Origin of the sequence: Putridiphycobacter roseus, from assembly GCF_003234935.1 — a bacterium.
Taxonomy (GTDB): Bacteria; Bacteroidota; Bacteroidia; order Flavobacteriales_D; family Crocinitomicaceae; genus Putridiphycobacter; species Putridiphycobacter roseus.
The window spans coordinates 150,267-173,301 of sequence record NZ_QKSB01000002.1 but is presented as its reverse complement, the minus strand read 5'-3'; the positions used below and the strand labels follow the sequence as shown (position 1 = coordinate 173,301).

The following is a 23,035-nucleotide window of genomic DNA, read 5'->3' as shown; positions in this document are numbered from 1 at the left end:
GCTGGATTTTTTTCTTTTGAATTCACCAGCATTGATTTTATTTCACGGGCTGTTATTTGCATTTATTAAAAATGTTATTGCGGCAATTAACGGTTGTGTTTTTGACTTTTTATAGACTAAATTAATAGGTGTTGCTGCGTTAAGAGGAGGTAATACATCCCTTACGCATTATTCCTAAAGTTCCTTTTACTATCTATTTTATTATATCGCTTTAAATTAACACCTCTAGGAGGAATACTAATTAAGTATTTTTTCCTCTGTCGACAGGTTATTGTAATAATAAGATTACTTTACTAAATTAACATTTAGCAACATAAAAGAAAATCCTCTGCTAACTCGAGTCGGCAAAATTACCTATTTTTAGATGCCGTAAAAAACTAACAACATGAAACAAATCAGTGTCTTATTTATTTTTATTTGTACGCAGCTTATCAGTTTTGGACAAGAAAAACCACAGGTAAAAATAAAATTTTCAGTATTGTATGCTACCTATGATTTTGTTCGGCAATTGTCAGCATATTATCCCGATAGTGAATACAAAAAAGTTTTTAAAAATTCGGCGTTTAATAATGAAAAATACAAGCAACTTTTACAGCAATTCGATACATTAAGGCTTACAGAAACGGTTCCATTTCATGAATACCCTAAGGGTCAAAAATTGCCCTTAAGTACGAGCGATATCATGAGTAAAAACTTAATTTCAAGCAATTCATTAAATGAGTTTAAAACTAAAATGTTTGGCATAATACCAAGTTCAGAACTGCTTGCATTTGCAAATATAATGGATGAATTTAAAACGGTTTATCTTGCTACGATTTACAATCCTAACAAAGAAAAGTTTGAGCAGAAAGTAGCAGAGCTCATTAAATATGTTGAAAATACGAGTCTGGACGATTACTTTCAAACGGGTCTTGCGTTTTATCATACAGCATGGGACAATGCCATTATATTCGAGATCGCAGTAATCCCTTCCATCAATAAAAATGGATTTACCGCAAGTGCTTTTATGAATAATGCTGCAAGTGAAATTCAAATTGATTTTAAAGAATATGATATCTTGTTTTCGGTATTGATGCATGAAATATATCACATTCAATACAACGAAGAAACATTAGCATTTAAAAAAAAGATGGCCGAATGGTTCAAGAAAAACCCATCAAAAAACAGTCAATATGCCTACCTTTTATTAAACGAAGTTTTAGCTACAGCGCTTGGAAACGGCTATGTCTACGAACAGATAAATAAGCAATTAGACGAATATGATTGGTACAATAATAAGTATATCAATTTAATGGCTAAAAAATTATATCCAACGGTAAAAGAATACATAATGAAAAATAAATCTCTGGATAAAGCATTTATAGACAAGTATATTTCTATTTATGACACTAGTTTTGCTGATTGGACAAATGAACTTAACCATATTTTAACTTACCGATATATTCTAGTGGACGAGCCAGCTCATTTTGACTTTTTCTTGATTAACTATCCACAAGTTAGTGCTGCTTATATGGAAGATAGAATTGATTTGTTGAGTTTGTCGCGGTTAAAAGAAACACCAGTCACAAAAATAATTATTGTTTCTAACCATAATTCCAATAAACTAAATGAGATAAAAACTCAATTTTCAGCACTCCACAAATGGAATTTTGATCCCAACCAAGAATTCATTATTACATTTGATTTAAAAGATAAAACCAAGTTAATTATTGTGAATGCAATAAAAACCAGTCCAAATGATTTACTCATCAAACAATTTGAAAATGGCCGCATCCATTAAAATGGCACAAAGACAAAATAGCAAATGAAAACCAAATTACACATATTCAAAGTGGTTGTAAAACATTTGAGTTTTACAAAAGCTGCAGAGCAATTGTATCTATCGCAGCCTGCTATATCTAAGACCATAAAAAAATTGGAGCAAGATTTTAAAACCACTCTATTTATAAGGAAAAGAAACGCCATTGAATTGACAGCAGAGGGAAAGTCCTTTCTTATCTATACAAATAAAGTGTTGGCAATTTATGCGGAAATGGACGAGAAATTCTTGCATAAAAAAGACGACTTTCCCAATTTCATGAATTTTGGCGTGAGTACCACTTTGTCCAACTACATAATTCCCAAAGTAATTGCAAAGTTTAGAGTACAATTTCCACAGACAAAATTTAATGTTATTAGTAATAATTCGCTAAATATTGAGAACTTAATTTTAAATGAAGAGATAGATTTTGGTATCACAGAAGGAAGTATTACAAACCCAAAATTACAATTTGAGAAATTTATTAAAGATGAAATTGTATTGTTAACCAATGTAAACAACAATACCTACCCAAAAGGAAGTATTAATTTAGAAACATTACAAGAAATTCCAATGATTGAACGAGAACAAGGTTCGGGAACAAAAGTGATAATTGATACCTTTTTAAAGCAGCACCAAGTTAAAAAACTTAATGCTGTTGTTTTTTTTAATAGTACCGAAGCCATTAAAAATTATTTATATAATTCCGATCATTATGCATTTCTATCTATTCATTCGATTACGGATGATTTGATAAATAATAAACTCAAAATCATAGACATTAAAGATTTAAGTATTGAAAGATGGTTTTATTTTGTAAATAGAACAGGATATCTTTCCAGTACTTATGAAAACTTCAAGACATTTATCCGTCATAACTATAACTTTTAGTTATACCTAATAACTAATTAATTTGCTTAGTAGTTATTTATACTCCCTACTTTTATATCCATTAATTCTTAGGATATGAAAGATAATGTTTCAAAAATAGTTTACCTCCTGATAATACTAATTGGTCTTTTAGGATTTATGAATAGTCCTACTGCATTGATATTGGGCTTTATTTATGCTATTATTTTTAATAATCCATTTAAATCTTACAGTCAAAAAGCAATTCATTATTTGCTTAAAATTTCAGTTGTGGGTCTGGGATTTGGAATGTTGATAAACGAAACGCTAGAAACGAGTAAGTCGGGATTAAGTTTGACTATTTTTTCCATCCTATTAACCGTAAGCATGGGTATGTTATTGTCAAGAATTTTAAAAATGGATTTGAAATTAGGGCATCTAATTACTTCTGGAACTGCAATTTGTGGAGGAAGCGCAATAGCTGCCATTTCACCAGTTATTAAAGCAGATAATAAGACAATAAGTATTGCTTTAGGAATTGTGTTTCTTTTAAATTCAATTGCTTTATTTTTATTTCCGAGTGTTGGGCATTTTCTTCATTTAACGCAGGAACAATTTGGTATGTGGTGTGCGATAGCAATACACGATACCAGTTCTGTTGTAGGAGCTTCGTTAGGATATGGAGAAGAAGCATTACGAATAGCGACGACCCTAAAATTGTCAAGAACGTTATGGATTATTCCTTTGTCTATTTTTTCAATGTTTCTTTTCAAAACAAAAGGGGAAAAGATAAAAATCCCTTACTTTATTCTTTTATTTCTTTTGGCAATTATGATAAATAGTTACCAGGTTTTACCTGCAGCAACGACCCTGTTTATTGTTTTAATGTCGAAACGATTGTTGATTGTAACTTTATTCCTTGTTGGATCTACTATTTCCATAAAAGATTTAAAAACTACAGGCATAAAGCCAATATTTCTGGCGCTTTTTTTGTGGGTGTTTATTTCCATATTTTCATTAGTCTATATCTTATTTTAATGCACGTTTTTATAAACTTAAAATGTTGCATGAATTGTAAAATGTCGGTTTAGCGTATGCTGTAATTAATTAAGCATGTTCCACAACCTAACAAATGAAGTAATTACCATGAAGACTGTTGATGGGCAATTTATAAAAAGTGTAAATACATTCGACCAGGTTACTCGCCTTAATCAAGCAAGATGAATAATTGGCAAACTCGCGCACTTCAATGGCCATTGTGAGCGCATAGATTCTTTCATGTAGGCATTAAATTAAATGCTTTACACCCTTATAAAACTTCAAGTCCTGACATTAGCCGTATTTTTATTCGGCTTGAATACTTATTTTATATAGTCCGTTAATCAAAGGTTTATAAAAAAATTGAATGGAGGAAAAACCCATATAAATGTACCATAAATCCCCTAGAGTTTTTATATTTGAATCAATATCAATAAAATACAGGACTTGCATAAATGCCACAAGGTGTTTATATCCGCATGTTAGGTGCAAGCGGAAGTTTGTAAAGCAGGTTAATAAAAACACAGTAACCCACAGTTTTCGTTAGACAATTCCCAAGGCAAATCACAGTATTTTCATATGCAAAATTATAGCGGTATTAGTGGTGGCGGACTGCACTCGTAGGTCCAAAATTTCTCTCTGGACTATCTGAAACTGATTGTTGTACTAAACCGTCTATATCACAAAAAAATGGATCATAATTTTATTATTTTAGTTAATAAAATATCATAAATCAAAAATTAAAACAAGTTGGTTCTCACCTCCATACTTTTAACTTCTACTGGAATAGATTTTCTTAGTTTAATTGTTTTAATTATATTTTTTCTATCCTTCTTAACTTTAGTATCAGGATACGTATAGTATTTCTCAGAAGAGGCTGTTTCAGAGAAGCGTACTTCACAAATATTTATATAATCATTAAAAATGGAAGAATTCCACTTGAGCTTTGGAAGTACTAAATACAATATTTCTAAACTGTACAAATTTTTTAATCCAGAAGGTATTTCACTCAAATTGCTTTCAACAATACCAAGATAACGTAATGTATTTAGATTAAAAAATTCAGGGCAAATATAGCTTAGTGATGGTGTTACAAGATAAACTTCATGCAAATGCGGAAAATATGCACTTCCTAATTCTAGGCTATCAAGATTATTAGAATAAATCTCCAATTCAGAAAGACTATCATATCTTACTTTAGGAGGACTAATGTGCTCAGCTGAGTCTAACCTTAACTTACAATATTTAAGTTTTTTACTTTCAATAAGATCATTAAAATCAAATTGTACAATCTCTTGAGACTCTATTTTTAAACACATTAATTCATGATGACTCAATAGTGGTACATGTGAATTATGAAAAGCTTTTGATTTAATAGTACAACTTTTGATTTTATGAAAATCTCTTAGTATTTCAAAATTAAAGAACAGCAAGTTTGGGGCATCTAAAACAAAACTTTCTAATTGCGGGCTTGCACAGAGATTTTTAAAAACAACACTATCTGTATAAACACCATGACAACGGATTTTGAATGTTTTAAGTTGATTAAAGGGCTTTAAATTAAGGTTTTTCTGAAAACACCTGTCATTAATAGAACTACTAGGCCACCGTTTTTTAATAAAATTAACTTCGAATATCTCAATTTCTTCATTAAGGTATATTGCAGGGTTAAGAGAATCTTCTACATAAACAGTAAGTTTTTTTAAACCATCAATTTTTGCTATCTGAAAATGTGAAGGAATGATAATTTCAACATCATGGTTCATTTTTGATAAGTCAGATATCCAGTCATTAAAGAATTCAGAGGCTATTTTTTTATAGGTTTTTCCATGACTAAAATCACATACAACTTGCACTGATCTTATATTTTTTAAATCAGTTATACTGAGTTTACCCTTATAATTATTAAAGAAATTAACAGAAGCGTTGTCTAGTTTTATTATTAAATCTAAATCTTCTTTAATATAGTTAAGTCTGTCTATGTTTCTATAAATCCCTTCAAAAGTTACAGCACCTCCTGATTTGAATGATCCATATCCAGGGGTAGAATAAAATTCAGGATCTCCGTATTTTGTATAATGGTAGTAACTCCTATAAAACGATCTAACATAATGACATTGAGAGTACCCAGTAACGCAACATAGGAGAAAAATATAAAGTACTTTCAACTTTATATTTATCAGAGATCGATATCTATAAAAATTTCTCATTTAAAAAATTTATTATCCCTTAAACCTACTTGCAAGTTCATATTTATTGGTGTATACGAATAACATAATCTTGGTTGTACAGCACGACTTAAATTGCCCAGGTCATAACTGGATTAAACATTGAAAAACAATCAAGAAGCCAGATAACCTTTACAAATACTAGTTTTGAGAATTGAATTCGGGAATTTTCAATTACATTTTTCTTAACTCTTATAAAGTAAACTTAGTCAATATATTACAGTATTGCAAATGAAATAATTGTTAAAATTTAAATTTCCCTGTGTTTATAATGGTCTGAAATGATAATTTTTTTGTGAAATTCATTTTCAGCTTAGCTACGGTTTTGATTTGGGAACTGATTTAAACCAATGCAATTTTTTTCATTCTTATACCTTGAAAATGAAAAGATTACTTTACATTCTTCAAAACCTTTATTTCTCATATTTTTCGAAGGGCATTCGTTGAGTTATTTTTCTTGTATGAGTTGTGTATTTGCGCTAGGGGGCTTCAGTTTTTCTGATGTATGAACTATGCCAGTCTGGTAAATATATAGAATATCTGTTGAATTTCTATAAAGTTTATTACGGATTTTTATACATAGCCCGAACTGGATTATAAGTATAGTGTTTTGTCTAAATTGAACACATGGCCAATCAATTTAACTTCACCTTAAAAAAAGGTGCTGCTAAATAGCTTGGTATAAGTTCTCAAATTACATCTACTGACTGTTTCTTTGTAGCACAAACATAGATTAAAGGTGTCTAGGACGAATTAATATTAGTGTTTGCTTTCAACACATGAAACTGCATCATTTTCTCCTAAAAAAAGCACGTAGTTTACTTTCTTCAGGCACCATGAAAATGACTGGCCCAAAAGGGTAGAAAATCACAAAATAATTACTTTAGCTTATTCAATGGTATGGCGGTTAACTAATTACATCTTTGCTAGGTAATGCAAACAGAAATATAGCCAACCGTTAGGATGCAAGCGGAAGTTGGTATAGGAGGGTTTAAAAAACCACAATAACCCGCAGTTTTCGGTAGACAATTCCCAAGGCAAACCACAGTAATTTTAAATGCAAAATTATAGCGGTATTTGTTATGGCGGACTGTACCCATGGCGACCCAAAACTCAGGCGGTCTGATCCCACGGTGAATCACTGTGTTTTTAAATGCGAAATTTTAACGGTACTGTGTGGCGCGGACTTTTACCTAAGGCGGGAAAAACGCTAAACGCGTAAAAAATTGTAGTGAATTTTGTTTAGGAAAAAGCGAAATGGAATAGGGGGGGACCACTGTAACCACCGTATTAAAAAATTAAAGCAGCACCTAACATAACCTATATTCAATTTGCATTTACCAATTAAAAGCAGTGGTAATTAATAAAATAGCGCCAAAACATGGTTTAGATAGTCTAAAATAATTAATTTAGCCTAAACAATGCCTTGGCGGTTTTCAAGTTACTTTTGTGCAAGGTAATGCAAACAGAAATATAGCCGGCCGTTATAGCCAAGTGCAAAATGACTCAGGACCAAATTAAAAAATCAATCAAGACTTTAAAAGTACAATTGACCTTAGGCCAAAAGGTGGAATATTGGTTGAATTTTATTTCAATCTGTGCATTTCTATATATAATGGGTCATATTGCGATAGAAAATTCTATTCAAAACAGAGAGTTATCATTATCATCTTTACTTGTGATAACTGTGTTTTTAACTTTTTTTAGATACCAATATCTAGGTACAAAACTTAAGGCTCAGAATTCGAATTTAACCGAACAAGAATTTAAACAAGCAAATACTGCAACAGCTATTTTAAATGAATGGGATATTTTATCAAATCGGAAAGACTATTTTACCGCTATTAAAAAGTCAAATTGGATTTGGGAAGGAATAAAAGTTACTGCAATTCTAAAAAACGGAAAACTATATGTAAATAGTATGGTGACACCGTCAGTGAGAGCACACCCTTTTACTTTTGGACATAATAGAAAAAATAAAGTAAAATTACTAGAAGAGTATAAATCAGTTTTAGAAGGAAATGATGTACTTGAAAATGCAAATATAGAACTAGAAAAAAGGGAAAATGATTTCTGGAAGGAATCTGAATGGACTTTAGCGAATACACTAAAGAGAATCGTTGGCTATTTATTTTCAATAATATTCATAATGATTGCTGTTTTAGCAATAGTGGAAGCTAATTTTCAACTTTTATTTTTTGGAGTTTTTCTTTTGATTGTTAGTGGAACATACATTGTTTATGATATTAAAGTAATCCTTGAAAAAAGAAAAAAACAAGGTCATAACAACAAGCATATTTCATAGCTGTTTCGTACCTTACAGCAACGAAAATTTTTACAAACCGTTGGCAATCGCATTTTAAATTAACTGTTAGCATTAACTGGTACTAAAATGAAAAACTTCTTTGCTTTGTTTTTAATTGTAAGCTTTCCGTTGATTGGATATGTTCAAGAATACAGGCAATTAGCTACTTTAACCGAACAAGTTGAAGATTTCAACGTTTTTAAGACGACATTATTAGAATGCCATATTGGAATTTTTGATTATAACGATTCTTTGAGTCTTTATACTAATTTAGGGAAGTTAGAAAAAGCAATAAAATCACATCCATTAACCCAAATTGAGCAATTATCTCTTTACTGTAAATTCACTGCTACAATAAAATGTATTCATACGAGGGTCTATCATAAAAAAATGACGAATATCTCCTTAGATGCCTCGTTTTTGTTGCCTTTTCGATTGTGCTTTTTTAACAATGAATTAATCGCAAGTGAAATGTACTCTTCTGAGCAAATTGCAATAGATAAAAATGATAAAATCATTTCGATTAACGGTGAATTAGTCAGCGACCTCAAAGATTCACTATATCCATTTATTTCATCAGACGGTAACAATATCAGCTATAAGAATCAATTGCTTAAATACAACTTTTTATATTATTACTTTCTCTATAAACAGCATGAAAATGCTTTATCGATTGAATATATTCACAAGGAGGAAACCCTTACACATGACTTTATTTTATGTCCCGCTAAATCAATTAGAATTAAAAAAAATAAAGAAAAAGAATCTATCCGTTTTTCAATAGACACATTGAGAAATTTGGCGATACTAACGCTCCCGGAACCTCTGTTAGGTAATAAAAAGTATAATGAGCAACTAGCTTCTATTATTGAAACATTGAATACCCTATCCGTCGAAAACTTGATTTTAGATTTGCGTGACAATGGTGGAGGAAAAGATCAAAGTTACTTTTCAGGTTTTTTTATCGATACTAAAATTGAATTTAGTAGGATTACAAAAAATCCTTTGCACAATGCCACATATAAGAAATATTTCATACATAAAAAGCACCCTCAATTCGTAATTTCAAAGTTTTTGGGCCGCTATTTTAATGCAAATCCAAACATTAAATATATTATCCCTCAGCAACAATATAAAGGTCAACTGTATGTTTTAATTAACGGGAAAACGGGATCGGCGGCTTCTAACTTAGCTTCAATTTTAAACGAATGGTCCAATGCAATTCTTGTTGGAGAAGAATCTGGTGGTGGTTATAAATCTTACAATACCGGTGGAGGTACAATTCAATTGCCAAATTCCAAGATTCGAATTAATATTCGAACGATTAAAGGCATTAATAATGTTAAAGATGAATCAGAATCTGACAGTGTTACACCAAATTTCATCATCAAAGACGCTATTTACTTTGATGATAATTATGATGCACAAATGGATTTTATTTTTAATATAATTCTAAAACAGGCTATCAGCCAGTAGCAAGGTTTTTAGTGCCAATATTAACAATGATAAATGAATCTAACACCAAAGTTGCTTGCAATAAATGGCAAATTTTACCCAAAACTTAACAGTAAATTAGTGTCGAAAAATAAGCCCTAAATATTAGGATATTAAATATTTAGCATATATTTTTAAAGGTTTTAACTGAAATGACACTTATGAAAACTTCTTTGTACTTATTTACATTGCTATTCATTTTATTTTTTAATGCTTCTTGCAAGACGCTAAAAGGTGTAAAAGAAATGAAGACTGAAACGATTAACCTAAAGGAATATTCGAATGGATTGAAGGACGTTGCTTTTATTGGAATACACCATGTAGGAAAAATTAGTTACTATGCTAATTTAACAGAAACAATAAAGTCTTATAAAGAAAAAGGGTACACCGTTTTTTATGAGCAGCTAAGTGAAACTAATATTGTGAACGACAGTAGCAAGCTGGATATAGAAAATAGAAAAATGAGAAAGATCGTTGGGTTTTATTCCGGGGCTACTGGATACGGAAGTATTATTGAGGATTTTAAGAAAACGGGATTAAAATCTTTTACAGCGTTCGCAAATAAATTAATGGTTCAACCAAGCTACGAAATAATGGGGTTGGACAGTTTAGATTATAACGCTGATGCAAACCGAACAAACTTTGTTGCGGAATTTGAAGCGCGCTTTGGCGGCTTAGTTTTAGACAGCATGGATTATCATACACATTTAGACTCTGCTTATTCACGACCCAATGTGGTTTCTAAATCCAAGAAGAAAAAAATAATCGTAGATTATAGAAATGAGGTATTGGCAAAGAACACGTTAAATTCAAAAGAAGAGAAAATATTAATAATATTTGGCGAAGGTCACAGAAAAGGTTTTTATAAAATCTTAAAAAAAGAAGATAAAAACTGGAAAAAAATAAAGTCTGCCTAAAAGTAGCTGAGAGAAGCTCATCAAGACAGCACAAAGAATCACAGCTGATATAAATGTTGCTGTTTACCATCAAAAAGAAATGTTTAGAAGCCAAGTAACATCATGGATGTGTCGGAACAGTTTCGCTCGAGATGGTTCTTATATAGCTTTTATCTATGTTTTTTAAGTAAACCTGTTGGCGGGAATGATATAACAACTGCAACATAGCATACTCGATTGTCTTTTAACGCTACTTTTCAACCCTTGTAATCCATTGCTGGATAACCTGCGTCATTTAATACAGCGACCTATAAATCAGCAGTAATTGTACGAATAAATTCTATTGAAGTTGAATTGAAATAATCGTGGCTTTTGAAATGGCTTTGAAAACAAATCAATGGTTGCGTTTAAAATCAAATGAAACAATATGATAAGGTGGTGAACGTTTGATTTACATCAAAAAGTATGGATGGTTTGGATCTATGCTCCAACCATTTTTCTTTTTTAATCAGTATCTTGTGTGCGAAAAATAACTGCTTTTTATGGCTTTCTGTGTTTAAAATCACTTTCACTATACATTGACTAATGGAGGAATTATATCAAAAATTAAAAGAATTAATAGGGTTGACGTTAGGAGAATGGGAAACTTTTAAAGTGAAACTCGTTCGTAAAGAATTTGATGCAAAAACAACAGTCACCAAAGCAGGAAATGTGGCGCATCACCTCTATTTTGTCAGCAAAGGATTAATGCGGACTTATCATTTGCAAGCAGGAAAAGAAATGAATACTTATTTTGCATGTGATGCACAATTCATAGCGACATTTTCAAGTTTTATTACCCAAACCGCTTCCTTTGAAACATTAGAGGCCATGGAAGATACACAGGTCTATGAATTGTCTCACCAAGCATTGATTGAACTGTATGAAATGTCTCCAAAATTCGAAAAACTCGGACGCATTTTAGCCGAACAAAATTATTTATGTGTACTCGATAGAACCTTGACTTTACAAACTAAAACGGCAAGGGAAAAATATTTATCCTTCATTAAGAATTATGATCAAAAGATTGTTCAATGTGTACCACAGCATATGATTGCTACTTTTTTGGGAATCGCTCCAGAATCATTGAGTCGGGTTAGAAAACAAATTCTTATTTCTTAACAAATGTCAATGGAGGACTTTTATAGATGCTGTTACTTTGCCGTATAATTAAACACAGCCAAATGAAAAAAATTAAAATCATCAGTTCTACTTTATTTGTTATTGTTATCTCCTGTTTCATTCCCTCTTGTTCTTCAACCATTGACATTTCAAATTATCCAAGTCCTAGTTTTACTAAGGAAACAAAACCTTTGAATAATGAGGTGGCATTTTCCTTATCCATTATTGAAACGGGTTATGCGCAAACAAGGGAGGCATTTGTATACGAAGGTGGCAGTTTGTTTAAAAAGAGAAGACTCTCTCACGTTTCCATTTTAATCCAACATCCCAAGGGAACATTTGTATTTGATACGGGCTTGGGGAGTGAAATAGAAGGACAATTTCACGATAATTTTTCTTTTTTAGACCGTCAATTTTTTAAGTTTACGAAAACAAGCTCACTGAGAGAGACCTTAACGAAAAATGAATTCAATCCGGATGACGTAGATTTTATTATTCCCACCCATCTTCATTACGATCACGCTGGCGGGATAGAAGATTTCCCAAAAGCTGAGGTATGGACTACCAAAGCAGAATATGACCATGCTTTTGATGAGGCGGCAAGTTCATCTGCCTTTATCAAATCACAATATGATGCTGATTTTATCCAGTGGAAATTCATGGATTTTGACAGCATTCCTTATGAGATATTTCAAGAAAGTTATGATGTTTTCAAGGATGGAACCGTTGTTTTGGTAAAATTGCCAGGTCACACCAAGGGTTCAATTGGTATGTTTGTAAATTTACAGTCGGGCAAGCGGTACTTTTTTACTGGCGATTTAACTTGGGCAGTTGAAGCGTTTAGCAGTCTTTCAGAAAAGCATGCTGTGCCTAGAAAGAAAGTGGATGGCGATAGGGAGCAGGTAAAAGAAACCATTGTGATGATGCATCATTTAATGCAGGAAAAACCGACCTTGCATATTGTTCCTGCCCATGATTATAATGCACAAAAAAATATTGCCCGCTTTCCTGAAGTCGAGTGGTAAAATAAGGTGATGCTTGGGTGTTTACCTCATTTCTGAGTAAATAAAATTAACTAGCAAACAGCTTTACCCCCTGTAATTATTGCACACATCTACAAAAGACTAGCAATTGGTAGATTAATGGTTATATTTGAATTGAAACCAACTGGATAGGTAAAAGTCGTAGCTGGTTTATATGGATATATCATTAATGCATTAGGATGAAAAAGTTTAAAACCATCATTAAAATTTTAGGTTTATTGCTATTGTTGGTTGTGCTATTTGTTGGTTTTAAGTTCGCTAAAAAATATTACGCCTCTTATCAGGCTTTAGAAAGCTTAAATAATACAGTTTTAGGAATAGCGATCACTGCGGATGACCTGGAGGCATCAAGAACTTTAGCACAAGGTGAAATTCAGTCGAAAAGATGGATTGATTTATCAGAAATAGCACCCCTTTGGAAAAAAGTTACTGAAAATGATGTACTCAAAAGTGAATTTGAATATTTGAATAATATTGATTGTTATGCCATCACTTATAAGAGTGATTCACTGCTGGTGAATGGCATTATTGTCGAACCCAAAAGGGAAGGGAAATTTCCTGTAATCATATTTAATAGGGGAGGCAATAAAGCGGTTGGGAAAGATGGTAAACTTAAAACACTATATAGTGTGGTGCAATCCGCGTCTATTTTAGCAAATGAGGGTTACGTCGTAATCGCTTCGTGCTATAGAGAAAAAGATGAGTTTGGCGGAAAGGACTTGAATGATGTATTGAATTTAATAAAAACGGCAGCGGACCTGGAAAAAGGAGATTCGGAAAGAATAGGAATGTTTGGATGGTCGAGAGGGGGGATGATGACTTATTTAGCCCTAAAAAATACTAAGCACATCAAAACAGCAGTAGTTGGTAATGGTCCTACAGATTTGGAGCGTCTAATTTTGGATAGGCCCGAAATGGAAACTGAAGTTTATGCAAAATTAATTCCCAATTACGAGAAAAATAAGGCGAAAGCATTAGCCAGTCGGTCTGCTATTTATTGGACAAATGAGTTAGATAAGGATGCCAGCTTACTGATTCTTTGTGGAACTGAAGACCAGCGTGTAAATCCAGAACAAGCTGAAAATATCGCAGAAAAATTAAAGGAAATAGATTATAATTTTACCCTAAAAAAATTCAAGACGGATCATAAATTTTCTGACCAAAAAAAAGAATTGGATACGTTATTGATTCATTGGTTTAATGAAAAACTTTAATTAACATTTAATTACTAAATGACGAAGTATTGGATTGTACTTATCGGAATACTTTTTTCCTTTCAACTGAATGCGCAATTTGTATTAAAGGGTGCGGTAACCGATATGAACGGAGAACCACTTCCAGGTGTGAAGGTTTATGTTGACGGCACTACATTTGGGGTAATTACTGATTATAATGGCTTGTATTTTTTAGAATTAAAAAAAGCAGATCAATATCCTATCCACTTTAAAATGATGGGGATGGAAGATACAGTGGTAACCGTTTTTATTCAAAAAAAATTAAATGTATTTGATATTTCATTAAAAGAAAAATCAATTAAATTAGAATCCGTTGAGGTCTTAGCAAAAAAGATAAACGTTGCGAATACAGTAATCAAGCACATGCAAGACAACAGGAGTAAGATGGCTTTACAAGTCGATAATTATACCTGTAATACTTATTTAAAAACAGGACTTGAGCGCGAGCCTCGAATACAGGATTCAACTGTAAAAGCACCGGCTAAAATGAGTTTAATTGAGTCCATTTCTCAAACGACTTTTATTGCAAAAAATACGTACCACGAAAAAATCATTGCCCAACACGATTATTCCGACAAGGAAGCAGCAGTAGCAGAATCCTTCATTGATTACTACCAAGAAGACATTATCACACCCATTCAAGCGGTAGAAGTCGATCCGTATATTTTTTACGAGAAAGTACAAGATGGTGATTTCAACCTATACCAGCACATGATTGACTTACCCAAAATAGCAGAATACCCCATTACTTCGCCTTTTGGTGCACAAGCTTTCACCAATTACAAATTTGAATTGAACAATATATTTTATGAAAATGAACTGAAAATATATGAAATTCAAGTGACCCCTCGTTTTAAAAATGCTGCATTACTCAAAGGGCAATTGTATATTGTTGCGGACATATGGGCTGTAAAATCTTTCAACCTTTCTATCAACCCAAGTGCAATGCCTTTTTTCTATGATTTTAATGTGATTCAAGATTACGAAAATATAGATGGAAATTGGGTAGTGGTAAGACGAGAATTTACTTATACCATTCAAGAGGATGAAGATTTTATTCGCGCAAATACAAGGGTAAAGCATTCCGACTATGTATTCAACAGGGCCATTAGGGTCAAAGATTTTAAAAATGAAATCTCTAATTATTCGGCGGATGCTTTTAGCAAAGACTCCGTCTTTTGGAATAAAAACAGACCACTCAAATTAAAAGACAGTGAATTACATTTTATTGGAGAACAAGAGCGTATTGATTCCGTTAAACAAAGTGAGCACTATTTAGACAGTGTGGATGCTGTTTTTAATAAAATTACACTCGGAGATATTTTTTTAAGCGGTGTTGGTTTTCGGAATAGATTTAAAGAGCAAGAAATTTATATTGCACCATTATTGGGAAGTTTTGAATTATTTGGAGTAGGTGGGGTTCGATTCAAATTCTCTGGTGACTACTCAAAAAAATTTGAAAATAATCATAAAATAAAAATCAGTCCCTCCTTGAATTATGGTTTTTTAAATAAAGATTTAAAACCAACACTCGCTTTGGAGTATACCTTTTTACCCATGAAATTTGGCAGTGTAGCAGTAGCAGTTGGGAATGATTACGACCGTATTACCAACCAAACCACAGCAGTTAATTATGTGTTAGGCGCAGGCAGCTATATCAGTAATAAATTTGTAAGCCTAGCACACCGAAGAGAGATTGTAAATGGACTGTATGGTCGCATTAAATTTAGTTATGCGGATCGCCAACCGCTAGGAGATATAGAATTAGGACCAATATTCACCTATTTCGAACAGTTAGATACTGCCGAGCCGAAACTATTTCCTACACCCCCTGCATTTAAGCCCTATACGGTCTCCTTTGTTGAGTTTAAATTTCAGTACCGATTTAACCAAAAATACATCATCAAGCAAAATGAAAAATTAATTATTGGATCGGTTTATCCCGAACTTGAAGTGAGTTTTAAACAAGGTATCCCAAACCTGTTTGGCAGTGAAGTGCGATTTAATCAATTAGAATTTAGAGTTTCCGACGAAATTAATTTGGGCAATTACGGGGATTCAAAATGGAAAGTAATTGGTGGTTCCTTTCTCAATAAACAAGACTTAAGAATTATTGAACATAAATTCATCAAGCAGTCAGATGTTGCTTTATTTACAAATCCATTAGAGTCTCACCAGGGAATAGATACCAACTATAACACAAGTGCTCCTTATGTACAAGCCTTTTACGTGCATCATTTTAACGGGTTATTCCTCAATAAAATTCCCTTGATTCAAAAGTTGCGTTTTGAAACATTTGTAGGGGGGAGTTTTATCCTGTTGGACGAGTTTGATTATAACCACTCAGAGTTTTTTATAGGAGTAGAACGAAAATTCCGGTTTTTAAAAGAATATTATAAATTCGCTTTCGTTTATACCGGCCAGTTCAACGATATTGTGCAGCCCTACTTTAGGTTTAAAATAGGCTTTGATTTTTTAAATACTTATACGAATCAATGGTCTTGGTAAATTCCGCGAATTGGGTTAAATTAAAAGGAATAAACCGCTTTTATTCGTAATTCGGATAAAGTGATTTACTTGAATTTTTAGCCACTACTTTTCCTGTAACTGCATTGATTTTTATCTGCTTTTTATATACAATACTACATCCGTTTGTCTTTGCACAATCACCCTTGTCGGTATACCCACTTTTGTAGGTGACAATTTCCCAAACAATTTCCTCATTTTCAGTAATCAGCTTACACACGTCAGCTGCAGCACTTTCACTTTGGTAATACATGTTTTTACGCATTGCTTTTTTTACCGCTTCTTGTCTGCTGATTTTAATTTTTGACGCTACACGCTCTGCCCACTTTTCGGCATCAATTACTTGCTGAAGTGCCTCAATTCCGGCGTAGTTAAGGTGATTGATTGACCGCTCCTTAAAGTTTAATATTATCCTATTGTTGCTGTCTACCATGCCATTTAAATTTCCTTTTTTTGCAATTAAATAATTTAAAGACGAAGGTGGCATTAGCCAATCATAGTCAAAGGGAATCAATACCCTACCATTTGCATCAATCATTCCCCATTTATCGTTTTTGGCGACAATACATTTGTCATTCTTAAATCGGTATGCACTTGCATGTTTTTGTTTTAAATATTGATAAGTAGTACCAACTAAAATGCCATTTGAGTCAAAATATTGAATGCTGTCAGCTGAATGAATAGCGGTGGGGTTATTAGGTGAACTGGGATGTATTACTGCACCATTTGCAATGGAAGCTAAGGGACTTAAATTGCTGTCCAAAATGCTTAAAAATTCCTTGTCCATTACCCAGGTGGTCTTGCCCAAGGGGTTATACCATAAAATGTGATCGAATGCACAATTTATTATTTGAATTCCAGCTGGATTGGCATAACCATCTTGTTCATTTTTTGTGAGTATAACCCCTCCGTATCTATTCGGTGCTACCTTATCAAATTCAAACTTACACTTTAAATCCCCAGCAAGGTCGGCAAAGGCCATTTTATTATCTTTTTTCAAATAAATGAAGGACTTGTATTTCCAAAGCTGGTCATATTCCAGTTCAAATAGTATTTCATTTTCAGTATTGAGTAGTCCGTATTTTTTCTGCTCGAAAGTAATCGCAGTTTGGTCGGTGAAGTTGACTAATTGGCGCGACTTAAAAGGAATAATAACCTGTCCTTTTTTGTTAATGGCCCCATAAAGTCCCTCCTTTTGAACTACCGCAAGTCCGCAAGAGAACATTCCTCTTTCCGATCCTCCACCTGGAGATTGATAGGTGCCCAAAGGAATGATAAATTGACCTGAGGTATCCATATATCCTATTGAATTGTTTAAGTAAACCCTAGCAAGTCCTTCACTAAAGATATCAATTTGACGGTATTTGGCGGGTAATAGGGTGTCGGCAGTTACGGTATTGATTAAACCTCTTTTATAATTCACACTATATTCCGCATAGGTTTGATAATGCACCCTCGAAAGACTATCATATTGCGCATGAGACACATTAAAAGCAACATGGAATAGCCAACAAATGAAGAGGACATTGATATTAGGTTTCATATTGAATAAAACAATTTAGTGGCGCGTATAGTTACAATAAACATAAGTTATTTGAATTTGCAAAAGTTTAACAATCGTTAAATTAACTTTACGGCTAGCACTAAGTTAGCTTTATTTTATAATTTTGAGCAGTGATTACAGCATTAAGAAATAGTCTCCTTATTAATATTCTATGGGGGGTTATGGCACTTTATTTACTTAATATCAGTGTAGATACTGCCGATCTTAACCCACAAAGTGTACCCGAAGATTTATCGATCAATGACCAAGAAAGTATTGTTGAAATTATACTGGAGAAAATTTTAGGGTATGAAAATGCAATCGAAGAATATGACGACAACGATAAGGAGGGACAACATAAAAATTCGAATGTTAAATTAGATTTTATTGCCCGATCATTTGTAATTGTAATAATATCCTTGTTGAATATTGAAACATGCTGCATATAGATTTAACACCATAGTTATCACCTTAATATTTTAGGCTTTATGCAAACATTTATTCATTACTTTTTACACCTTGGTTTCCCATTTTTTATTGCCTTTGTAGCTTATAGAAAAGAATGGAAAAAAGTGTATTTTATATTAATTGCAACCATGTTGGTGGACCTGGATCATTTATTTGCGGATCCAATTTTTCAAGCCGATCGCTGTAGTATTAATTTTCATTTTTTGCATACATATGCAGCCTTGGTTGTTTATGTAGGTTTACTTTTTTTACCCAAGCCTTTTAAAATCATAGGTATTGGCTTGCTTTTTCATATGCTCACCGATTTTATGGATTGCGCAATGATGTAAATGAATATCCAGTTGATTTTAAAAAATTAGCAGGTAATATTGTGGGGAAATAATATGGAAACAAATATTTTAAATTAATTAATGGTGAAAAAATCCCATCAATCGGTTTTGGCACGGATAAAACAGTAGGAGAAGAAACGGCAATAAATACAATAAAAAAGTGGATAGGTCCGGGGTGTCGTCAGCTTTTATTAAAGTAAAATTAGAGGGATTGTAAGCACTCATTGATTTGTGTAACACATCAAAATTTGTGCATAACAGGTATTGTTAATTTTAGTAATTGTAAAACCGTTTAAATATATTTGTTTATAAATCAAAAAAATACGTGGTTAAGATTACGGTTAGTGGTTTATTCGCTCTTGTTTTGGGTTTAATAATAAAAAAATGAAAATACAAATAACAATTTTTGCACTAGCACTCCTGTTTATGGGCTGTAATTCAAATTCGGATAAGGAAAAAGAACTTCTTCAAAAAGAAATTGAGTTATTAAAACAAGAAAAAGAACTCCTCGCTTTAAGGTCAAAAACGAAAGAAATTCCTCAAGAGCCAATGGATAAACAGGAAGGAAAAAAGAAAATAAATAATAACTATTTAATTGGTAATAACGCAGCAGGGAAATTTAAAATTGGTAATCAAATACCATATCCTGAAACAGCTGATGATTATACCCTAAAAAAGGAAACGCAAACTAGAATGACTGAAGAAGGACCTGAAGCGGAAACAGTTTATTTAGTAAAAGAAAACTCAAATGATGTATTAAATATAAAACCTGAATATAATTTTCAGACAGGAGAATATACTCAAAATATTGGAGAGATTATGGTGCTTTCCAGCCTATTCCAGACTTTTGAAGGCATTGGTGTAAACGCAACAATTGAAGAATTTATAAAAACTTATCCTGATTATAAAATATGGTATACCTACGTTAGTGGGATGTATGTGATGGAAACAAAAGCCGTAAATGCTCAATTTATTCTAAACGAAAAGGACTTTATTGGAAAAATAAAAGTCAACAGCGATCAAATTGATCTTAAAAAATCAGATTTCAAATCCACTGGTAAAATAATAAAAATTAGAATAATATAAGGCATAGCTAACGCCATATAAAAACCGTAAAACTAGCAATACAAACATGCTGAGGTATGAAAAAATCAATGAAAAAATACTTTATCATGCAGATAGTAATTGGTTTTGTTTTAGCGTTTTTTGTGTTAGGTATATTATATGGTGGTGAAAGTAAACGCCATCAAGATGCTGTATGGATAATTGCATTAATGGGCAGTTTTGTTTATGCTTTATTAAACGCAGTCATTCACCTATTTAATTTTTCATATGTAAAAAGTCAAAACAAACTTTTAGCATTTGTCCTGCCCATTATTGTTTGGACTATATTTTTGAATTTTGCCTTATATCTGCTGGCAATCAGTTATGGTTTGAGCGCTTCTGATTGGTCATTGCTGATTATTTTTATAGAACCTATTGTGTATAATTTATTACTGCTTAGGTTATTTACAAAATCATAAAAACGGATTCATCCCTAAATTGGTTTTGCTTAAATTTGTACATTATACAAGCCTAAGCAAACACACGTTGCAAAACAGTTTAAGCCTTTGTGATTTATACAGCGGCAAACTCAAATGACAAAAATGATTACAAAAACACACGCTTTTACCTACAAAAATGAAATTTTAATTGAAAGAGCTATTGTAAAGCCACCTTTGACACATGAAAGAATATTTCAAAATCAAGGTTGTTTTATGTACATCAAAAATGCGGATGCCACTTTTCATTCTTCTCAAGAAAAAGTAAAGATCGAATCTAAAGAGGCTATTTTATTTCAATGTGACGCTTATTTTATTGAATTTTTAAACGAAAGAAATGAAGATGAGGTGGAAGTTATTGCCATTCATTTATATCCCGATATTCTCAAACAGATTTATGAAAATGAATTACCCAATACCATTATTGAAGATGCGCTAAACACCCAATCAAAAAAGATAGTAGACTCCAAAATGATCTCTAAATTTATTGAATCACTGGATTTTTATTTTGAAAACCCTAGCTTAGTTAATGATGATTTATTGGAGTTGAAAATTAAGGAATTGGTACTGCTCCTCATTCAGTCTAAAAACATTGAATCTGTTTTAGAGCTGATAAAGAATCTATACACATCCAGACTTACCGATTTTAAAGATATCATTGCCTTACATACTTATTCTAACCTTGGAATGGAAGAGTTGGCACTATTGTGTCAAATGAGTTTATCTAGTTTTATGCGTGCATTTAAAAAGGAATTTGAGACCACGCCAATTAAGTACATCACCAATAAAAGGTTAAAAAAGGCAGAAAACCTATTGCGAAATGCCGAAATGACTATTAGTGAAATTGCATTTGAAACGGGGTATAACGACCCGCAATACTTTACCAGAATATTTAAAAAGAATACAGGAAAAACGCCAACAGAGTTTCGCGCGCAACACAGTAAATAGTCCATGCTTTTCATTTTAAGGAGCGTCAATTACCATAATTTTGATTCAAAACACGCATTTGAATTAATTATCCTCAATCCTGAACTTTATCTCCTTTTTGTTTGAATCAATCAAGCATAAATTTGCACTGTAAACAATACAAAAGCATAATTTATGAAGCAATTAGCAACAAATGATAAAGCCATTCAATTTATAGGAAAAGATATACACGGTCGAAAAATAGACTTAAATGACTATGATGGACAAAAGGTATTGCTTACCTTTTTTAGAGTAGCCACCTGTCCATTTTGTAATATGGCGGTTCAAGAATTAATTAAAGGTCATGAAGCCCTAGCAAAAAAAGGAATAAAAGTGATTGCACTTTTTGCATCCACAGCAGAAGAAATAAATAAATACGCAGGAAAACAAAATCCTCATTTTCCAATTATTGCTGATCCTTCATTTAAAATATATAAACAATACGGCATCACCACATCTTATGGTGGCATGATAAAAACAATGATCAATCCGGTCAATGTTTTTAAAGCAATGACGAGTGGGTTTTTCAATTTAAAATCAATGAAAGATAAACCCATTATTCCTGCAGATTTCTTGATTGATGAAAATCAAAAAATTATTAAAGCACATTACGGAAAAGATTTTGGAGATCACATTCCCGTTTCAGAATTATTGAATTACTAAATCATTGCAGCTGCAACTAACTTACTGGACAAAATAGATTACTTAATTAAAAAAAAATACAAACATGACAACATTTAAAATACACACCATAGAATCAGCACCAGAAGCGTCAAAACAAATGCTTGAAGAATCTGTAAAAGGATTTGGAAGATTACCCAACCTAATGGGAGTAATGGCAGAATCACCAGCTTTGGTAGAGGCATACAAATCGATAGGCGCAATATTTAAAGATAAAACTGATTTTGATGCAGAAGAAGTTACTGTCGTTTGGCAAACCATTAATGTAGAAAACGATTGCCATTATTGCGTGCCCGCACATACAGCAATTGCACATTCAATGAAGGTAGATGAAGCATTAACCGAAGCTTTGCGCAACAATACTGCAATGCCAACGGCAAAATTACAAGCTTTAAAAGACATGACTTTATTAATTGTAAAAGATAGAGGTGTAATTTCAGATGAAAGTATGCAAGCGTTTTTTAATGCTGGCTACAGTACCAGACATTACTTAGAGATTTTAATTGGATATGCTCAGAAAATTATGAGTAATTATACTAACCATGCTGCAAACACAGCTGTTGACGAACCATTCCAAAAGTTTGCTTGGCGCAAATAAATAAGTACCTTTTTTAAGTGTAAAACGAGGTAGTACCATGGTACTATCTCGTTTTTTTTTGTCAAGGTCTTAATGGGTTAACCTCATAGATCGGTGGTGTAAATTCAAAAAAAACAAGAAAAAGTGTAATCAATTGTGCTAAAAGCATCTAAAGCATGACGAACAGTCAAATAAATAGCAAGGTAAGTGTACTTACTTATTGTTTTATCTATTTCAAATTCAAATGAATTTCATTCGTGATATTTCCAAAACAAAGGAGTGTTAATCGATTGCGATTATTTGTTGTGGATTGTGCAGGATTATGGTATAGCCAAACAAGTTATTGGAAGAAAAAAA

19 protein-coding genes are annotated in these 23,035 nt (G+C 32.4%); 17 read left to right on the top strand and 2 right to left on the bottom strand.

Features of this window, described 5'->3' with window-relative positions:
* Positions 1 to 385 precede the first annotated feature (385 nt).
* From DNU06_RS04500 to DNU06_RS04490, 3 genes are all read left to right on the top strand, one after another.
* Positions 386 to 1,780 carry a hypothetical protein gene (locus DNU06_RS04500; RefSeq protein WP_111062035.1) on the top strand — a complete coding sequence of 465 codons (1,395 nt, stop codon included), beginning with the start codon at positions 386 to 388 and terminating at the stop codon, positions 1,778 to 1,780.
* A gap of 24 nt (positions 1,781 to 1,804) precedes the next feature.
* On the top strand, positions 1,805 to 2,689 hold the full coding sequence (locus DNU06_RS04495) for a LysR family transcriptional regulator (protein ID WP_111062034.1): 885 nt from the start codon (positions 1,805 to 1,807) through the stop codon (positions 2,687 to 2,689).
* A 75-nt stretch (positions 2,690 to 2,764) separates the two neighbouring features.
* Positions 2,765 to 3,685, top strand: coding sequence for a YeiH family protein (locus DNU06_RS04490; RefSeq protein WP_111062033.1), 921 nt, complete (start codon positions 2,765 to 2,767; stop codon positions 3,683 to 3,685).
* 740 nt (positions 3,686 to 4,425) lie between these two features.
* Here the strand turns inward: DNU06_RS04490 and DNU06_RS04485 are convergent.
* Positions 4,426 to 5,895 (bottom strand): leucine-rich repeat domain-containing protein, encoded by a 1,470-nt coding sequence (locus DNU06_RS04485; protein WP_111062032.1) that lies wholly within the window; start codon positions 5,893 to 5,895, stop codon positions 4,426 to 4,428.
* A gap of 1,633 nt (positions 5,896 to 7,528) precedes the next feature.
* Between DNU06_RS04485 and DNU06_RS04480 the strand changes: the two genes are divergently transcribed.
* From DNU06_RS04480 to DNU06_RS04450, 7 genes are all read left to right on the top strand, one after another.
* The gene (locus DNU06_RS04480; RefSeq protein WP_146239148.1) at positions 7,529 to 8,218 is read left to right on the top strand and encodes a hypothetical protein; all 690 of its coding nucleotides are present in this window, start codon (positions 7,529 to 7,531) and stop codon (positions 8,216 to 8,218) included.
* Between the two features lie 87 nt (positions 8,219 to 8,305).
* A complete protein-coding gene (locus DNU06_RS04475) occupies positions 8,306 to 9,694 on the top strand; it encodes a S41 family peptidase (protein WP_111062030.1) in 1,389 nt (462 codons plus the stop codon).
* A gap of 179 nt (positions 9,695 to 9,873) precedes the next feature.
* On the top strand, positions 9,874 to 10,629 hold the full coding sequence (locus DNU06_RS04470; protein ID WP_111062029.1) for a hypothetical protein: 756 nt from the start codon (positions 9,874 to 9,876) through the stop codon (positions 10,627 to 10,629).
* A gap of 564 nt (positions 10,630 to 11,193) precedes the next feature.
* Positions 11,194 to 11,769: a Crp/Fnr family transcriptional regulator gene (locus tag DNU06_RS04465; protein ID WP_111062028.1), complete on the top strand. Its 576-nt coding sequence runs from the start codon at positions 11,194 to 11,196 to the stop codon at positions 11,767 to 11,769.
* 62 nt (positions 11,770 to 11,831) lie between these two features.
* Complete coding sequence (locus DNU06_RS04460) at positions 11,832 to 12,794, top strand: MBL fold metallo-hydrolase (protein WP_158526812.1); 963 nt, start codon at positions 11,832 to 11,834, stop codon at positions 12,792 to 12,794.
* Positions 12,795 to 12,991: 197 nt separating this feature from the next.
* Positions 12,992 to 14,026, top strand: a complete 1,035-nt coding sequence (locus DNU06_RS04455; protein WP_111062026.1) for an alpha/beta hydrolase family protein — start codon at positions 12,992 to 12,994, stop codon at positions 14,024 to 14,026.
* Positions 14,027 to 14,044: 18 nt separating this feature from the next.
* Positions 14,045 to 16,555 carry a DUF5686 and carboxypeptidase regulatory-like domain-containing protein gene (locus DNU06_RS04450; RefSeq protein ID WP_111062025.1) on the top strand — a complete coding sequence of 837 codons (2,511 nt, stop codon included), beginning with the start codon at positions 14,045 to 14,047 and terminating at the stop codon, positions 16,553 to 16,555.
* Between the two features lie 40 nt (positions 16,556 to 16,595).
* On the opposite strand, the gene DNU06_RS04445 is transcribed toward DNU06_RS04450, so the two are convergent.
* Positions 16,596 to 18,116 carry a WG repeat-containing protein gene (locus DNU06_RS04445; protein WP_111062024.1) on the bottom strand — a complete coding sequence of 507 codons (1,521 nt, stop codon included), beginning with the start codon at positions 18,114 to 18,116 and terminating at the stop codon, positions 16,596 to 16,598.
* A 131-nt stretch (positions 18,117 to 18,247) separates the two neighbouring features.
* Between DNU06_RS04445 and DNU06_RS04440 the strand changes: the two genes are divergently transcribed.
* The 7 genes from DNU06_RS04440 to DNU06_RS04410 all read left to right on the top strand — a co-directional run bounded on the left by DNU06_RS04440 (position 18,248) and on the right by DNU06_RS04410 (position 22,699).
* Positions 18,248 to 18,565, top strand: a complete 318-nt coding sequence (locus DNU06_RS04440; protein ID WP_111062023.1) for a hypothetical protein — start codon at positions 18,248 to 18,250, stop codon at positions 18,563 to 18,565.
* Between the two features lie 39 nt (positions 18,566 to 18,604).
* Positions 18,605 to 18,913: a DUF6122 family protein gene (locus tag DNU06_RS04435; protein ID WP_111062022.1), complete on the top strand. Its 309-nt coding sequence runs from the start codon at positions 18,605 to 18,607 to the stop codon at positions 18,911 to 18,913.
* 384 nt (positions 18,914 to 19,297) lie between these two features.
* The gene (locus DNU06_RS04430) at positions 19,298 to 19,999 is read left to right on the top strand and encodes a hypothetical protein (protein ID WP_146239147.1); all 702 of its coding nucleotides are present in this window, start codon (positions 19,298 to 19,300) and stop codon (positions 19,997 to 19,999) included.
* 56 nt (positions 20,000 to 20,055) lie between these two features.
* Complete coding sequence (locus DNU06_RS04425) at positions 20,056 to 20,436, top strand: hypothetical protein (protein WP_111062020.1); 381 nt, start codon at positions 20,056 to 20,058, stop codon at positions 20,434 to 20,436.
* 123 nt (positions 20,437 to 20,559) lie between these two features.
* On the top strand, positions 20,560 to 21,402 hold the full coding sequence (locus tag DNU06_RS04420; protein ID WP_111062388.1) for a helix-turn-helix domain-containing protein: 843 nt from the start codon (positions 20,560 to 20,562) through the stop codon (positions 21,400 to 21,402).
* Positions 21,403 to 21,555: 153 nt separating this feature from the next.
* Positions 21,556 to 22,083 (top strand): peroxiredoxin-like family protein, encoded by a 528-nt coding sequence (locus DNU06_RS04415; RefSeq protein WP_111062019.1) that lies wholly within the window; start codon positions 21,556 to 21,558, stop codon positions 22,081 to 22,083.
* Positions 22,084 to 22,147: 64 nt separating this feature from the next.
* Positions 22,148 to 22,699 carry a carboxymuconolactone decarboxylase family protein gene (locus DNU06_RS04410; protein WP_111062018.1) on the top strand — a complete coding sequence of 184 codons (552 nt, stop codon included), beginning with the start codon at positions 22,148 to 22,150 and terminating at the stop codon, positions 22,697 to 22,699.
* Positions 22,700 to 23,035 lie beyond the last annotated feature (336 nt).

What these genes read in the sequence shown, in the direction of transcription:
- DNU06_RS04500 (WP_111062035.1), top strand. Translation starts at nt 386, where the DNA reads ATGAAACAAATCAGTGTCTTATTTATTTTTATTTGTACGCAGCTTATC.
- DNU06_RS04495 (WP_111062034.1), top strand. Translation starts at nt 1,805, where the DNA reads ATGAAAACCAAATTACACATATTCAAAGTGGTTGTAAAACATTTGAGT.
- DNU06_RS04490 (WP_111062033.1), top strand. Translation starts at nt 2,765, where the DNA reads ATGAAAGATAATGTTTCAAAAATAGTTTACCTCCTGATAATACTAATT.
- DNU06_RS04485 (WP_111062032.1), bottom strand. Translation starts at nt 5,895, where the DNA reads ATGAGAAATTTTTATAGATATCGATCTCTGATAAATATAAAGTTGAAA.
- DNU06_RS04480 (WP_146239148.1), top strand. Translation starts at nt 7,529, where the DNA reads ATGGGTCATATTGCGATAGAAAATTCTATTCAAAACAGAGAGTTATCA.
- DNU06_RS04475 (WP_111062030.1), top strand. Translation starts at nt 8,306, where the DNA reads ATGAAAAACTTCTTTGCTTTGTTTTTAATTGTAAGCTTTCCGTTGATT.
- DNU06_RS04470 (WP_111062029.1), top strand. Translation starts at nt 9,874, where the DNA reads ATGAAAACTTCTTTGTACTTATTTACATTGCTATTCATTTTATTTTTT.
- DNU06_RS04465 (WP_111062028.1), top strand. Translation starts at nt 11,194, where the DNA reads ATGGAGGAATTATATCAAAAATTAAAAGAATTAATAGGGTTGACGTTA.
- DNU06_RS04460 (WP_158526812.1), top strand. Translation starts at nt 11,832, where the DNA reads ATGAAAAAAATTAAAATCATCAGTTCTACTTTATTTGTTATTGTTATC.
- DNU06_RS04455 (WP_111062026.1), top strand. Translation starts at nt 12,992, where the DNA reads ATGAAAAAGTTTAAAACCATCATTAAAATTTTAGGTTTATTGCTATTG.
- DNU06_RS04450 (WP_111062025.1), top strand. Translation starts at nt 14,045, where the DNA reads ATGACGAAGTATTGGATTGTACTTATCGGAATACTTTTTTCCTTTCAA.
- DNU06_RS04445 (WP_111062024.1), bottom strand. Translation starts at nt 18,116, where the DNA reads ATGAAACCTAATATCAATGTCCTCTTCATTTGTTGGCTATTCCATGTT.
- DNU06_RS04435 (WP_111062022.1), top strand. Translation starts at nt 18,605, where the DNA reads ATGCAAACATTTATTCATTACTTTTTACACCTTGGTTTCCCATTTTTT.
- DNU06_RS04430 (WP_146239147.1), top strand. Translation starts at nt 19,298, where the DNA reads ATGAAAATACAAATAACAATTTTTGCACTAGCACTCCTGTTTATGGGC.
- DNU06_RS04425 (WP_111062020.1), top strand. Translation starts at nt 20,056, where the DNA reads ATGAAAAAATCAATGAAAAAATACTTTATCATGCAGATAGTAATTGGT.
- DNU06_RS04420 (WP_111062388.1), top strand. Translation starts at nt 20,560, where the DNA reads ATGATTACAAAAACACACGCTTTTACCTACAAAAATGAAATTTTAATT.
- DNU06_RS04415 (WP_111062019.1), top strand. Translation starts at nt 21,556, where the DNA reads ATGAAGCAATTAGCAACAAATGATAAAGCCATTCAATTTATAGGAAAA.
- DNU06_RS04410 (WP_111062018.1), top strand. Translation starts at nt 22,148, where the DNA reads ATGACAACATTTAAAATACACACCATAGAATCAGCACCAGAAGCGTCA.